This window comes from Bradyrhizobium sp. 604_D8_N2_3, from assembly GCF_051810765.1.
In the GTDB taxonomy this organism is placed as follows: Bacteria; Pseudomonadota; Alphaproteobacteria; order Rhizobiales; family Xanthobacteraceae; genus Bradyrhizobium; species Bradyrhizobium barranii.
In genome coordinates this window covers 4,968,281-4,982,168 of sequence record NZ_JBPWPM010000001.1, presented here as the reverse complement: position 1 = coordinate 4,982,168, position 13,888 = coordinate 4,968,281, and the positions used below count along the sequence as shown (strand labels likewise).

The window sequence follows — 13,888 nt, the reverse complement described above, 5'->3', positions numbered from 1 at the left end:
CGCGCGACTACGACGCCGCGCGCGACGCGTCGGCTGAGAGCCGCCCGAGCAGTGACCGCGCCGTATCCGACGGCGACAGCGAGTCCACGCTGACGACGGGATCGCTGCGCATCTCGTGCTTGCCATTGGAGGTGTGCCGCATCACCGCCGACAGGCGGCGGGCGATCATGTGGGCGGTGCGGAAGTCGGTCTCGGCGAACACGACGATGACGGAACCGTCTTTCTGCGCCACGCCAAAATCCATCTGCCGCATCAGGCGGCTCAGGATCCGTGCGGCGTCGAGCTGGGCGCGGGAATTGCCGGGCTCGAAGGCGAAGCGCGCCACGGAGAGGCCGCCGCCGCGGGCAAGAGCCTGCTCGACCGCCTTGGCGAAATCGCGGGCAAAAGCTTCCACCGTAAGCAGGCCGCTGCGCGGATCGAGCCAGCCGCCGGCATCGATCGAACGCAGCGTGCGGCTCAGTTGCGCTTCCATCGCGTGCTGGCGGATCAGCGGCAGCGCGTTGGCGGCGACCTTCGCCGGCTCGCCCGGGATCAGCTCGAGATTGGGCAGGTCGTACGTCTGCGCGAGCTGGTGCGCGGTGACGACCACGGGCAGGCTGCGGAATCGGGTGTCTTCGGCGAGCACCGTGAGGAAGGCGTCGGTGACGCGCGCGGTAAAACCTTCGGCGAGCACGACGCCATCGATATCGCGGGTGTTGAGATGCTTGGCCGCAGCCTCGATCGAGAGCGCGCCGACGACCCCGACGCGTTCGCCGAACGCGACGGAGAGCGCAGGATAGGCCGCGCCGCGGCCGATCAGGAGCACCGTTGCATCGCGTACCGGATCCCCCTCCGGCAACCCGACTTTCGCGTCCGGCAGCCGGCGCAGAACCGTCGCATGGAGAGTGCGTACGCGCAGCGCGGCGCGGAGCCGCGCGACGAGACGGTCGGAATTGCCGCCGCGCGAGGAGAACGGCAGGGCGTTCTGCGGCAGCGTGCCCGCAGCATCGAGTGCCACGAACGGCAGGTAGGGCGATTGGTCCGCGATCTTCCTGGCGAGCGTCGCCAGATGGGGCTCGTGCCCGGCATGCATCGCGGCGAGAACCGCGGCCGGCTGCACCTGCTCGACCGCGCGCGCCGCGCTGGCCCAGTCGGCGTCGACGACGGGAAACAGACGGGCCTCGTCCAGGGCCGCAATGAAAGGCGGCCGCTGGGCGTTGGACACAAACAGGATCGGGCCCGCCTGGGACATCGCAAACTCTGATCACGCAACAGATGCTGCGCAATCTAGTTCGGTTGCCTTAATGCTGCGTCAATGGATGGGGCGAAACCAAGTATATACCCTTTGAACATGTACACTAGATCAGGTACATATTCGTCTGCCACAACCAGCCCTAGAGGGCTGTGGGAGACGTGCGAATGCCACAAGGGATTAGGGCGTGGGCGATCTGGGGGGCAGCACAGGTGCTGCTCACTCTTGCACTTAAGCTCGTTATCAAGCTCGTGGACAACGCCGTGATAGGCTGGGGCGACGATAGGCTCGCAGAATTGCTAGGCGTCACGTCACCGAGCGCGACGACGGTGTTCAATTGGACCATCCCCTTTGCGCTCGCGGCCCTCGCCTTATGGCTTGTCCACTACTTCATCGCGCGCCCTCTCAAAGAGGAACTGGCCAAGATTTCGGAAGGGAACCACTTTTCTGCTATTAGTGCGGCGGACCGGCTGCAAGCATGGATGCGGAGAGTGGAACCCTACCACGTTATATTCCTGGGCCTGGCAATCGCCCTAGGAGGTGTTGTTTGGCAGACGCAAAGGGGGCAACCCAAGCGATCTGATCAGCCGATGTCCCATGACTCGCCTGCAACCACACATACATCTCCGGCGCAACTGCCCCTCTCGTCGTCACCGCGAAAAACCATCACGGGTTACGATCTGCAAATTCGTCAAAAAGCCCTCGACGAAATCTATGACTGCATCCACAGCAAGATTGATCCGGCGTATGACACCCAAAACAAACTCAATATTACTTGGGACAAGGAAACTAGGGATTCTGGCCCGAAATCTCTTGCAAGAAAACTGGCGGCATCAAGGGACCAGATAAACACAGCGTTTGCTGAGCTTGATGCAATCCTAAAAAAATACGGCTCCCTGAAAGATGTTCAAGATCTAACCGACTGGACATTCACACCTATCATCGCGCAGACAGGCGTGTTTGCAGATTTATTGAACCGTCTGCCAGATGCGCCGGCCGACATGACTGGATTTATCGAGAGCCACGAAGCCTTCAAAAATTGGCGGCAAGCAGTTTCATTATTCGCGCAATGGGCTCGTTCAAAAAAAGAGGTCATCTCCAAGCAGCGTGACGATTATAATTCATTCGAGATTATACCTGGCTCAAGAGAGCAGGACGCCTCGGCTTCAGAGATCGTAAAGATCAAGCAGGCCCTTGAAGAAAAGACGAATGAACTGGAGAAAGCAAAGACAGCCTCACCGGCTATCCCGCCACGGGATTCCGCAAGATCATCGATCTTGCGTGAGGGCGGCTATCTCAAAGATGAAAAAGAAGACTTGGGCCAGAAACTCAGAACTATATCAACTTCGATCCATACGATGGGCGATGAAATACTAAAGAAGTCTGAGATTGCTCTGAACCACTCCTATTGGGAGCGCGCCGATACGGATATCGCCCCTGAAATTCAGCGAATGGACGACATTCGAAATTTGACTGTCGAGATGCACAAAGCGCTATATGACGGGTTGATTGATAAAGAAAGGGAATTCCGCGTAGAATTGAACGGGGTCCTTTTCCCAAAAGAACCGTTTACGGAATTCCAAATAGGAGCAAACGAGTTTCACAATGGGCTTACTGCATGGATGAAGATGCGAGATGCAGCCGACAATAGCGGCAGAAACGATCTACTGCGGCTTGTGCAAGGTTCTCGCATGACGTTTGGAGTTTCACGGGACAGGTTTGCTGCTTGGCTAAGCCAAAGGTTGGAAATCATCGAACAAGCGAGAAGGGAGTTAAAGTGAAGCACGCACCGAAAGAAAAACGCTTTGACCAACTCTTGCAAGCGATGATCACTCAACGAGTGCCCGGGGAAAAGCCTGTAGCAAAAGCACGAACATCAGCATCGGCTGCTTCCGCAAGTTATGGCGATACTCGAACTCGCGAAGGTAAAGCTGCAAGTGCTTCTTCGAAACCCAAACGTAAGCCCCGTTGATCCCGCGTTTCACTTGAGACCAGAACGATTCGATTGAGTTGGCGTGCACGTCGCCGCGCACGTATTCCTTGGCCGAGCGATCCACGGCTTCATGATCGTAACCGTACTTCTCTTCAGCAGCTTGAAGTTTGACGCCTCATCCGTATGGACGGGGAAGCCTTGCTTAACGAACCGCACGACATGCGGGACGATGTGAGCCTCGGTGCGCGCCTGCGCGACGCGGGTAACGACATCGCCACCGCGCTCGACGATGCCCATGACAATCGCCTTGTCGTCCTTGCCCTGCTTGTCCTTGCCGCCAATGAATGTCTCGTCCACTTCGACCGTCTTGCCGGGGCCGCCCATCGGCGCGTCGCCATCAACGTAGCCCATGTACAGGCGGATCAGGTGGCACATGCGCCAAGCCGTCTTGTAGGTCACGCCTAGCTGACGTTCGACTTCCTTCGCGGCCACGCCGTTCCGCGTCTCGCAGAACAGGAACATGACGTAGAACCAGTCACGGAGGCCGGTGCGCGTCTTCTCAAACGGTGTGCCAGCGGTCGGATAGACCTGATAGCCGCAGTGCTCGCACTCGAATGAGCGGCGCGCCTTCACGCGGTAATAGGTTGCCTCTTTCTGACACTTGAAACAGGTAAACCGCTCGCCAAACCGGGTCCGCATCAGGTGGGTCAGGCAGCTATCCTCGTCCGGGAAGCGCTTCAGAAACTCGCGAATTTTGCTCAGTTTCTGGGCCATGTGGTCCGCCTCTCCGGAGAATATATGTACTCTACCGGAGAATGTTCTACATGTCCAGAGGGGATACGCTTAGGCCGGCCCGGAGCGGTCGCGAAAAGCCTCGACCATCAGGGGGTTAAGCCCGAGTTCATTGAGCGCTTCGCGGGCGCGGCCATTGTCTTGCGCCCGTCCTGCGAGCCGGTGACCCGAGAGCCGGTCGGGCAGCGCGGTGAGCAGGGCGCCCTGGCCGAGCCGGCGCGCCCATTCCTGGAGATCGTTGGACAGGAAGCGGTAGCCGCCGACGGCCATGATGCCGGAGGGCGGCGCGGTGATGCAGATCGCGCCGCTCGGACGGTCGAGCCGCGCGGCATAGCCGGTGTCGACATAATCGCGCGGCGGCTGCGCCGTCAGGGTGTCGCCGACCGGCTGCGGCGGCGCGTAGGCCGCGATCGGCACCATCGCTCCGCGCAGGCCGAGCGTGCCCCTGGGCGTCAGCAGGATCTCGCCGGCGATGGAGGAACCGGATTGCTCGCGCGGGGCGCCGTGCGGTCCGGGCATCACCGCAACCGGCATGCCGTCCTCGCTGCGGCGGGCGCCGAACAGCCCGGCCTCACCGAACAGATAGACGTCGGTCAGCGGTGCATGCGGCGCGATCCAGGCATCGCTCGCCGCCACCTGCTCGGGGGCGCGCCAGAGGCCGATGACGTTGCGCAAGCTCGGCATCCGCGCCGCGAGATCGGCATCGCCGAGCCGCAGCGCGAGCTGCGCCGGGGCGATCAGCACCTCGCATTCGTGCTCGTTGATCTGCTGTTCCAGCACGTCGTTCTCGAAGGGATGATGCAGCGCCAGCGTGCCGCCGCAGAGCAGCCACACCGCGAGCGAGGAGGCGAGGCCCGCGAACGACATCGGCGTGAACGCCGCCATCACGGTCGCGCCCTGCTTGATGTCGGCTTCCAGCGACATCGCGAGCCCGCCGGCGATCAGGCTGAAATGCGGCCGCGGCACCGGGCGAAAGCCTTCCGCGGTGACGTCGAAGGAGATCATCGCCGCCTTGCGGCCGTCCTGGATCACGGCGCGCGTGGTGCCCGGCGGGCGGGCCAGCACGTCGTCGAGCGAGGCCATGCCCTCGGGCAGGTCGGCGCCGAAACCGCAGACGTAACGGATCGAGAAGGCCTCCGCGGCGGCATGCATTGCGAGGTCGGAATAGCTGACGCCGTCGACCTTGCTCATGGTGACGATGGCGCGCGCCGCGGTGCGGTTCAGCGCGGCGGTCAGTTCCGCATGGCGCCAGAGCAGCGGCAGCACGGCGACGACGAGCCCGGCGCGATGTGCGGCGAGCACTGTCAGCACGAACTCGACCGTAGCAGGCAGCTGGATCGCGATAACGGAATTGGCCGGCAGGCCCGATTCGACGAAATGCGCCGACAGGGCCTCGATGGCGGTGTTGGCCTCGGCGTAGGTCATCCGCCGCGGCTGGTGGCCGGTCACGCGAGCCTTGTTGAGGGGATCAAGCAAAGCGGGCGCGTGCGGTTGCCGCATCAGCGTGCGCTGAAACAGCGTGTCGAGCGTCGGCGATACGGCTGGCTGATTCACGGCGTCACTTCGCTTGCGGCTGCCCCTTCGACCACCAGGTCTCCGGCAGGTATCCGGACAGCGCGGTGGCCTTTGGCCGTTCTATCCGATTCCAGCGCGCGATCCATTGCTCGGATACGTTAAACAGGGGGATTGTATAGAAACCGGAGATCAGGGCGCGGTCGAGCGCCCGCACCGCCGAGACGAAGGCCGTGTGATCACGGGCCTCGAGGAGAGCGTCGATCATGGCATCGACGGCGGGATCTTTGGCGCCCATGTAGTTGCGGGTGCCCGGATTGTCAGCGGCCGCGCTCCCCCAATAGAAATACTGCTCGTTGCCGGGCGACAGCGACTGGTCCCAGCGGTTCTGGATCATGTCGAACTCGTAAGCGAGCCGGCGCTGGTCGAACTGCACGGGATCGACCGCGCGAACGCTCGGCTCGATGCCGGCGCGCTTGAGGTCGCGCTGGAACGCGAGCGCGATGCGCTCCTGGTCGCGGGTCGTCACCAGCATCTCGAAGGTGAAGGGGGCTTTTGTCGCGCGGTTACGCAGCACGGTGCCGTCGAGATCGTAGCCGGCGTCTGACAGGAGCTTGAGTGCCGCGCGCAGCGTCGTCCGGTCGCGCCCCGAGCCGTCGGTGACGGGCAGGCGGTAGCTGCCGTCCATGACGTCGGGCGGGATCTGCGCGGCGAAGGGCTTCAGCAGCTCTTGCTCGCGCGCATCCGCAGGCCGGCCATAGGCCGACAGGTCGGAGCCGGCGAAATAGCCGGCAACGCGCGAATAGAGTCCGAAGAAGTAGTTGCGGTTGACCAGCTCGAAATCGAACAGCAGCGTCAGTGCCCGGCGCACGCGGATGTCGGCGAAGATCGGACGGCGCGTGTTGAACACCAGGAATTCGGAAGGCTGCGGCACGCCGGGCTTGATGGTGTCGCGGATCACTTCGCCGCTTTTGGCGGCTGGAAAGTCGTAACCGTCGTGCCAGCGCAGCGGCTCGTGCTCGACGCGGAAATCATAGAGGCCGCGCTTGAAGGCTTCGAACTGGCCGTTGGCCTCGCGAAAATAGTCGAGCCTGATCTCGTCGAAATTGTAGAGCCCGCGATTGATGGGCAGGTCGCGGCCCCAATAGTCGGGATTACGGGTCAAGGTCACGCTGGCGCCGGGCTTCACCGCCGTGATCCGATACGGGCCCGAGCCGATCGGGCCGGTCAGCGTCGTCTCCTCGAAGGTCGCGACATCCACGGCATGCTTCGGCAGGATCGGCATCAGGCCGAGGATCAGCGGCAATTCCCGGTCGTTGGCGCCAGCCAGGTCGAAGTGGACGGTGAGAGGGTCAGGCGCCTCGGCCTTGGCGACCTTAGCGTAATATTGCCGATGGTTGGGGCGGCCGTGATCGCGCAGCAGCTGCCAGGAGAACAGCACATCCTCCGCCAGGACCGGCTTGCCGTCGGAGAAGCGGGCGCGGGGATCGAGGCGGAACGTGACAAAGCTCCGCGCGTCATCGGTCTCGACCGATCTGGCGAGCAGGCCGTAGAGCGTGAACGCCTCGTCATTGCCGCGTGCGAGCAGGCTCTCGACCACATAGTTCCGCACCGGCTGCACGGCCAATCCCTTGACGATGAAGGGATTGAGGCTGTCGAAGGTGCCGAGAATGCCCCAGGTGAGCCGGCCGCCCTTGGGGGCATCAGGATTGGCGTAGGGCATGTGGGTGAAATCGGCCGGCATCGCCGGCTTGCCGTGCATCGCGATGGCATGGGCTTCCCCAGCCCGTGCGCCGCTTGCGGAGAGCGCGGAGGCGACGACGAAGGCGAGAAGACAGAGGCGGGTGCCAAGGCCCTCACGAAGGCCCTCGAGAAGGCGCTGGAACATGGACATCGGCACACGTTGATTCGAGGACCTGCGGGCCTGAATCCTATCACAAGGAATTTCACGGATCGCAGGCCAGGGAGCGGTTCAAGGCGTGGTCAAAGACGCTTGTCGGCATTGATCTTTTCGTCGGCCACGTTAAGAAGGCACGCAATCGCGCAAGAGCGTCGAGCCCGTCACTTATCCGCCTCAATTGACGGGGAGAGAGCCGCGCCCAACGCGGCCAGGTTCGTCGCTTCGGAGCGGTTCGGGCACTTCCCGTTCAGAAAGGGTTTTCCGCAATGAATTTCCGTTACTTGGCCGCGTCCGTCCGGCCGCGCGGGCGACTTCTCGCCTTGTTGACGGCGACGGCATTGGCCGTTCCGTTTGCCGCTGAGGCCCAGACCCCGGCGCCGGCCCCCGGTGCCCCCGCCGCGCCCAAGGCGGCCCCGAAAGCTGCTCCGAAGGCTGCCCCCAAGGCTCCGGCGCCGGCTGCCCAGGCTCCCGCCCAGCCGGCTCCCGCGCAGGGCGCTCCGGCGCAGCAGGGCGCCGCGGCCCAGCCGGCCGATCAGCAGATCCAGCTGATCTACGCCCCCTGGACCAAGTTCTGCCTCAAGGGCCAGGACGCCAACGCCAAGCAGGTCTGCTTCACCGGCAAGGACGGCCGCATCGAGTCGGGCCAGCCGGTCATCGCGGCCGTGATCATCGAGCCGGAAGGTGAGCCCAAGAAGATCCTGCGCGTGACGCTGCCGCTCGGCATGCAGCTCGTGCACGGCACCCGCATCATCGTGGACAACAATGCGCCGTTGCAGAGCCCCTACGTGATCTGCTTCCAGAATGGCTGCATGTCCGACTACGAGGCCACGCCCGAGCTCATCGGCAACATGAAGAAGGGCCAGAACCTCGTTGTCCAGGCGATCAATGCGAACGGTGCGCCCTTGACGCTGCCGCTGCCGCTCGCCGGCGAATTCCAGAAGGCCTATGACGGTCCGCCGACCGATCCGAAGGTGTTCGAGGAAACCCAGAAGAAGCTTCAGGAAGAGCTTCAGAAGAAGGCCGACGAGCAGCGCAAGAAGCTCGAGCAGAACGGTGGCGCGCCCGGCGCGGCTCCGACCGGTCAGAAGTAAGCGGGCTCAAATCCCGGACATGAAAAAGGCGCTCGGTTCGAGCGCCTTTTTTGCTGGCCGCTTGATGGCGGCAAAACTCACTTCAAGCGCGGCTGGCTCAGTTCAGCGACGGATTGCGCGGGCGATAGCCGCCGGTCTTGTCCTTGATGAAAATCTCGGCGACCTGGGAATGGCGGATCGGCTCGCCGGAATCGTCAGGCACCAGGTTCTGCTCGGAGACATAGGCGACGTATTCCGACTCCGCGTTCTCCGCAAGCAGGTGGTAGAACGGCTGGTCCTTGTGAGGCCGCACCTCTTCGGGAATCGACAGCCACCACTCCTCGGTGTTGTTGAATTCCGGATCGATGTCGAAGATCACCCCCCGGAACGAGAAGATCCGGTGGCGAACGACCTGTCCGATCTGGAATTTGGCGGTCCTCGCTTTAATCATTCCCCGTCGATAGACCAGGATTGTGGCCGATGCTAGTGCCCTGATCTGTAATTGACCTTCGGCTAAGGGGCAGATGGCCCCCAAATCTTCAGAAAACACTTCATCAATGGTCGATATCCTCAATCTGGCGCTACCTTATTTCGGCTTGATCTTTGTTGGATTCGCTTGCGGCAAGGCCAAGTCGCTGCCGGAATCAGGCCTCGCCTGGATGAACTTCTTCCTGCTCTACGTGTCGCTGCCGGCGCTGCTGTTCGCGATCATGTCGAAGACGCCGTTTGCGGAATTGAACAACCCGCCGTTCCTGGTCGCGACCACGCTGTCCACGGTTGCGGCGTTCACCCTGGCGCTGGTCGTCGGCAAGGTTTTGGGACGGCTGACGCTGCGCGAGGCGACGCTTGCGGGCCTCTCCGGCGGCTATGGCAATATCGGCTACATGGGGCCGGGGCTGGCGCTCGCCGTGCTTGGACCGAAGGCCTCGGCGCCGACCGCGCTGATCTTCTGCTGCGACAGCATCTTCCTGTTCACGATCGTGCCGCTGCTGATCGAGCTCTCCGACCGCGACCATCCCTCGCTGGTCCATGCCTTCGGCGTCGTGCTGAAACAGATCGTGCTCAACCCGCTGATCATGTCGGCCTGCTTTGGCGCGGCCGTGGCGGCGCTTCATATCGAGCTACCGGTCGCACTCGATCGCACCATCACGTTCCTTCAGAACGCAGCCGCACCGACCGCGCTGTTCGTGCTCGGCGTGACCGTGGCGCTCCGCCCGTTCAACCGGGTGCCGTGGGAGGTGCCGGGCGTGATCGCCGTGAAGCTCTTGATTCACCCGCTCGCCGCGTTCGGCCTGATGCTGGCGTTCGGACCGTTCGCGCAGCCCTGGGCCGCGACCGCCGTGCTGATGGCCTCGCTGCCGCCGGCGCTCAACGTGTTCGTGATCGCGCGGCAGAACGACGCGTGGATCGAATCCGCCTCTGTCGCGGTGCTGCTCGGGACCTTCGCGTCGGTGGTCACGCTGACCGGCGTGATGTGGGCGATCCAGACCGGCCGGCTGGCGTTTCCGTAAGCGAGCCTACCGCCGCCACGTCGGGGTCAGGCCCTCGCGCATGGCGAAGCGCCGCAGCGGGCCGATGGCGCCGAGCAGGTGCATGCCGACCGCGCGGACCGGCTGGAGCGGCAGGAAATCGTTGAGCAGGGAGCGGTTGGCGATGTCGATCGCAAACGTGCGGCTCAGAATGTCCGGACGCCGCGCCCGGTCGTAGCGCTTGAGCACGTCGGGTGCGCCGGGATCCTGGCCCGCGGCGATGGCTTCGCCCGCGAGCCTGGCGATGTCAGCGGCATCGCGCAGACCAAGGTTGAGGCCCTGGGCGCCGATCGGCGGGACCACATGGGCGGCTTCGCCGACCAGCGCGATGCGGTCGCGCCCGAAGGATTTTGGACGTTCGATCGCCAGCGGGAATAGGTTGCGGCCCGGCTCGACCGTCATGCGTCCCAAAATGGAATGCGACTGCTTCTCGATCGCGGCGGACAGCTCCGCGTCGCTCAATCCGCGAAGCCGCTCGGCCTCGGCGGGGGCCGAGACCCAGACGATGCTGGAGCGGTCGCCGGGCAGGGGCACGAACACGCAAGGGCCATGCGGCGTGTGGAACTCGGTCGAGACGTTGCGATGCGGGCGCGCGTGGCCGACGTTGAAGGTCAGCGCGGTCTGCGTCAGGTCGCGTCGCGTCACCGCGATGCCGGCGGCTTCCCGGCACAGCGAGTGCCGGCCGTCGGCGCCGACCACGAGCTGGGCCGTGAGGAATTGAGCGGACGCCGTGCGGATCGCGACGTCGTCGGCTTCGATGACGACGCTTTCGGCCTCGTCATCGCAACGGACGAGGTTGGGCAACTCGGCCGCGCGTTCTTCCATCGCCAGCATCAGCGAGCGGTTGTCGATATTGTAGCCGAAGGCGTCGAGCGCGATTTCGTGGCAGGAGAACCGGACCTCCGGCGCCCGGAACAGCCGGCCGGTGTCGTCGACGAGGCGCATGATTTCGAGCGCGGCCGCCTTGCCCTTGCAGCGCGGCCAGACGTCGAGGCTCTCCAGGAGATCGATGGAGGCGCCGAGCAGGGCGGTGGTGCGGTTGTCGGCGTAGGGCATGCGCCGCGCCACCAGCGCGGTCCGCGCGCCGGCCTGCGCCAGTGCGATGGCGGCCGCCAGTCCCGCCGGTCCGCCGCCGATCACGGCCGCGTCATGGAGTGTCGATGCATCTGTCATGGAACGACAATTGACATGCTGCGCGGCAAATTCAAGCCCGGCTATATTTCCTTGATTTTGTGGCGAATTGTGCGACCGCGCGCCGCAATGGCGGATGTGCAAACCGGTCTCATTCTGATAGCAGAAGCCATGGATACCCAAGAGGATTCCCTGAAGCCGAGACCGGCGATCCGCGCCGCGGCCTTCTCGGTGCACATCTTCACCGCATTCGGCGCGGCCATCGCGCTGCTGGCGATGCTGGAGGCCGTGCGCGAGCATTGGGCGGCGATGTTTCAGTGGCTGGGCGTCGCCCTGATCATCGATGCGATCGACGGGCCGATCGCCCGCCTGCTGAAGGTCAAGGATGTGCAGCCGAACTGGTCGGGAGACGTGCTCGATCTCGTGGTCGACTTCGTCACCTATGTGTTCGTGCCGGCCTATGCGATCGTGGCGAGCGGGCTGTTGCTGCCGGTGGCCGCGCCGCTGCTCGGAATCGCCATCATCGTCACCAGCGCACTATATTTCGCCGATCTGCGCATGAAGGCGGACGACAATCATTTCCGCGGCTTTCCGGCGCTGTGGAATGCGGCGGCGTTCTACCTGTTCCTGCTGCACTGGCCGCCGCTGGCATCGACGCTGCTGGTCGCGGCGCTTGTCGTGCTGACCTTCGTGCCGTTCCACGTGCTGCATCCGGTCCGGGTCGTGCGGCTGCGCTGGCTGACGATGTCGCTGATCGCGATCTGGGCCGTGCTCGGCCTCTATGTGCTGGAGATGGATTTTCGCGTCGGCACCGGCGTGACCATCGTGCTCTGCGCCATCGCGCTCTGGATCAGCTTCAGCGACGCCTTGATCCGCCTGGCAAGATCCTTCGCATGATGCACCTCCTCACTAGTCCTGAAGCCTGGGCCGCGCTGCTCACCTTGACCGCGCTCGAGATCGTGCTCGGCATCGACAACGTCATCTTCCTGTCGGTGATCGTCTCGCGCATCCCCGAGAAGCAGGCCCACCGCGCCCGCCAGATCGGGCTCGCGCTGGCGCTGATCTTCCGCATCATCCTGCTCAGCCTGCTGGTCTGGCTGATCGGCCTGACCGCGCCGGTGTTTTCGTTTTCGGGTTACGGCTTCTCCTGGCGCGATCTCATCCTGATCGGCGGCGGCCTGTTCCTGATCGCCAAGGCGACGCACGAGATCCACGCCGAGGTCGAAGCCGATGACGGCGAGGGCGACCGGGAGTCCGGCGGCAGCGCGTTCTTCTGGGTGATCGTCCAGATCATCGTCATCGACATCGTGTTCTCGCTGGACTCGATCATCACCGCGATCGGCATGGCGCAGGACATCGAGATCATGATCGCGGCGGTCGTGATCGCCTGCCTGATCATGTACATTTCGTCGGGGCCGGTGTCGCGATTCGTTGCCGAGCATCCGACCACCAAGATGCTGGCGCTGGCGTTCCTGGTGCTGATCGGCGTCGCGCTGGTCGCGGACGGATTCCAATTCCACATTCCGCGCGGCTACATCTACTTCGCAATTGCGTTCTCGGCGGCGGTGGAATTCTTCAACGTGCTGGCGAAGCGCAACCGCAGGAAAGTCCGCAAGTCGTCCGTTTAGCCGTTCCAATCTGGGTCGAGTTGACAAGGCGGGCGCGATGTCTTTCGCTCAGCGGCGAGAAGACCGAGAGGAGGTCAGGTGATGACCAAAGCCGTCCGTGTGCACAAGGTCGGAGGCCCCGAAGCCCTGGTCTATGAGAGCGTCGATGTCCCGGCGCCGGCTTCCGGCGAGGTGCGCATCCGCCAGCATGCGGTCGGGTTGAACTTCATCGACGTCTACTATCGCACCGGCCTCTACAAGGCGCCGGGGCTGCCCTTCATCGCCGGCAACGAGGCGTCGGGCGAGGTCATCGCCGTCGGGCCCGGCGTGACGCATTTCCATCCCGGCGATCGCGTGGCCTACTACCACAATCTCGGTGCCTATACCGGCGAGCGCAACATCCCCTGGGAGAAGCTGGTCAAGCTGCCCGACCACATCACGCACGAGCAGGGCGCCGTGCTGATGCTGAAGGGGCTGACGGTCTGGTATCTCCTGCACAAGACCTTCAAGGTCGAGCCGCATCACCGCGTGCTGATCCATGCCGCGGCCGGCGGCATCGGCTTGCTCGCCTGCCAATGGGCGAGGGCGCTCGGCGCCCATGTCATCGGCACGGTCGGCTCGCGCGAGAAGGCCGAGCTTGCGGAGGCCAATGGCTGCGACCACGTCATCCTCTATAACGAAGAGGATTTCGTCGCGCGCGTGAAGCAGATTAGCCGCAACGAGGGCTGCGACGTCGTCTATGACGGCGTCGGCAAGGCGACCTTCCCGGGCTCGCTGTCCTGCCTGAAGCCGCGCGGCATGTTCGTCTCGTTCGGCAATGCCTCGGGGCCCGTGCCGCCGTTCTCGATTGCCGAGCTCAACAATCACGGCTCGCTGTTTGCGACGCGGCCGAAGCTCAATGACTACGTCGGAACGCGCAAGGAACTGCTGGAAGGCGCCGACACGCTGTTCGCCGCCGTCATCAACGGCAAGCTGCACGTGCCGATCAACCACGCCTACGCGCTCAAGGACGCCGCCAAGGCGCATATCGATCTCGAAAGCCGCAAGACCACCGGCGCGTCGATCCTGAAGCCGTAGCAAGTTGCTCCATCAAAGTCGTCATGCCCGGGCTTGTCCCGGGCATCCACGTTCTTTGTGCCGCGCCTCAAGGCGTGGATGGCCGGGACAAGCCCGGCCATGACGG

General features: G+C 63.8%; 11 protein-coding genes and 1 pseudogene. 6 read left to right on the top strand and 6 right to left on the bottom strand.

The features are described from left to right. Nucleotides 1-7 precede the first annotated feature (7 nt). Nucleotides 8-1,231 carry a hypothetical protein gene (locus AB7245_RS23680; protein WP_085404736.1) on the bottom strand — a complete coding sequence of 408 codons (1,224 nt, stop codon included), beginning with the start codon at nt 1,229-1,231 and terminating at the stop codon, nt 8-10. A gap of 167 nt (nt 1,232-1,398) precedes the next feature. On the opposite strand from AB7245_RS23680, the gene AB7245_RS23675 reads away from it, so the two are divergent. Beyond that, nucleotides 1,399-3,012, top strand: coding sequence for a hypothetical protein (locus AB7245_RS23675; RefSeq protein ID WP_085404737.1), 1,614 nt, complete (start codon nt 1,399-1,401; stop codon nt 3,010-3,012). A gap of 48 nt (nt 3,013-3,060) precedes the next feature. Here the strand turns inward: AB7245_RS23675 and AB7245_RS23670 are convergent. The 3 genes and pseudogenes from AB7245_RS23670 to AB7245_RS23660 form a co-directional block, all read right to left on the bottom strand. After that, nucleotides 3,061-3,938: pseudogene (locus AB7245_RS23670) on the bottom strand (IS1595 family transposase). Between the two features lie 69 nt (nt 3,939-4,007). Beyond that, complete coding sequence (locus tag AB7245_RS23665; RefSeq protein WP_085398193.1) at nt 4,008-5,510, bottom strand: AMP-binding protein; 1,503 nt, start codon at nt 5,508-5,510, stop codon at nt 4,008-4,010. Between the two features lie 4 nt (nt 5,511-5,514). Next, on the bottom strand, nt 5,515-7,362 hold the full coding sequence (locus AB7245_RS23660; RefSeq protein WP_085398192.1) for an extracellular solute-binding protein: 1,848 nt from the start codon (nt 7,360-7,362) through the stop codon (nt 5,515-5,517). A gap of 272 nt (nt 7,363-7,634) precedes the next feature. On the opposite strand from AB7245_RS23660, the gene AB7245_RS23655 reads away from it, so the two are divergent. Beyond that, nucleotides 7,635-8,459, top strand: coding sequence for an invasion associated locus B family protein (locus tag AB7245_RS23655; RefSeq protein ID WP_063983219.1), 825 nt, complete (start codon nt 7,635-7,637; stop codon nt 8,457-8,459). Between the two features lie 97 nt (nt 8,460-8,556). On the opposite strand, the gene hspQ is transcribed toward AB7245_RS23655, so the two are convergent. Beyond that, nucleotides 8,557-8,889 carry a heat shock protein HspQ gene (gene hspQ / locus AB7245_RS23650; RefSeq protein WP_014495177.1) on the bottom strand — a complete coding sequence of 111 codons (333 nt, stop codon included), beginning with the start codon at nt 8,887-8,889 and terminating at the stop codon, nt 8,557-8,559. Between the two features lie 106 nt (nt 8,890-8,995). On the opposite strand from hspQ, the gene AB7245_RS23645 reads away from it, so the two are divergent. Then, nucleotides 8,996-9,949 (top strand): AEC family transporter, encoded by a 954-nt coding sequence (locus AB7245_RS23645; RefSeq protein WP_283016531.1) that lies wholly within the window; start codon nt 8,996-8,998, stop codon nt 9,947-9,949. Between the two features lie 6 nt (nt 9,950-9,955). Here the strand turns inward: AB7245_RS23645 and AB7245_RS23640 are convergent, their stop codons facing one another. Beyond that, nucleotides 9,956-11,140, bottom strand: a complete 1,185-nt coding sequence (locus tag AB7245_RS23640; protein ID WP_085398991.1) for a UbiH/UbiF family hydroxylase — start codon at nt 11,138-11,140, stop codon at nt 9,956-9,958. An 87-nt stretch (nt 11,141-11,227) separates the two neighbouring features. Here AB7245_RS23640 and pcsA point away from each other — a divergent pair, with 87 nt between their 5' ends. The 3 genes from pcsA (at nt 11,228) to AB7245_RS23625 (ending at nt 13,782) form a co-directional block, all read left to right on the top strand. After that, entirely contained in the window at nt 11,228-11,995 is a 768-nt protein-coding gene (gene pcsA, locus AB7245_RS23635; RefSeq protein ID WP_085399014.1) for a phosphatidylcholine synthase, read from the top strand. Next, the gene (locus tag AB7245_RS23630; RefSeq protein WP_063983222.1) at nt 11,992-12,726 is read left to right on the top strand and encodes a TerC family protein; all 735 of its coding nucleotides are present in this window, start codon (nt 11,992-11,994) and stop codon (nt 12,724-12,726) included. The genes pcsA and AB7245_RS23630 overlap by 4 nt, the downstream gene beginning before the upstream one ends. Nucleotides 12,727-12,807: 81 nt before the next feature. Next, on the top strand, nt 12,808-13,782 hold the full coding sequence (locus AB7245_RS23625) for a quinone oxidoreductase family protein (RefSeq protein WP_014495182.1): 975 nt from the start codon (nt 12,808-12,810) through the stop codon (nt 13,780-13,782). The last annotated feature ends 106 nt before the right edge of the window (nt 13,783-13,888 follow it).

What these genes read in the sequence shown, in the direction of transcription:
- hspQ (WP_014495177.1), bottom strand. Translation starts at nt 8,889, where the DNA reads ATGATTAAAGCGAGGACCGCCAAATTCCAGATCGGACAGGTCGTTCGC.
- pcsA (WP_085399014.1), top strand. Translation starts at nt 11,228, where the DNA reads ATGGCGGATGTGCAAACCGGTCTCATTCTGATAGCAGAAGCCATGGAT.
- AB7245_RS23645 (WP_283016531.1), top strand. Translation starts at nt 8,996, where the DNA reads ATGGTCGATATCCTCAATCTGGCGCTACCTTATTTCGGCTTGATCTTT.
- AB7245_RS23660 (WP_085398192.1), bottom strand. Translation starts at nt 7,362, where the DNA reads ATGTCCATGTTCCAGCGCCTTCTCGAGGGCCTTCGTGAGGGCCTTGGC.
- AB7245_RS23680 (WP_085404736.1), bottom strand. Translation starts at nt 1,231, where the DNA reads ATGTCCCAGGCGGGCCCGATCCTGTTTGTGTCCAACGCCCAGCGGCCG.
- AB7245_RS23630 (WP_063983222.1), top strand. Translation starts at nt 11,992, where the DNA reads ATGATGCACCTCCTCACTAGTCCTGAAGCCTGGGCCGCGCTGCTCACC.
- AB7245_RS23655 (WP_063983219.1), top strand. Translation starts at nt 7,635, where the DNA reads ATGAATTTCCGTTACTTGGCCGCGTCCGTCCGGCCGCGCGGGCGACTT.
- AB7245_RS23640 (WP_085398991.1), bottom strand. Translation starts at nt 11,140, where the DNA reads ATGACAGATGCATCGACACTCCATGACGCGGCCGTGATCGGCGGCGGA.
- AB7245_RS23675 (WP_085404737.1), top strand. Translation starts at nt 1,399, where the DNA reads ATGCCACAAGGGATTAGGGCGTGGGCGATCTGGGGGGCAGCACAGGTG.
- AB7245_RS23625 (WP_014495182.1), top strand. Translation starts at nt 12,808, where the DNA reads ATGACCAAAGCCGTCCGTGTGCACAAGGTCGGAGGCCCCGAAGCCCTG.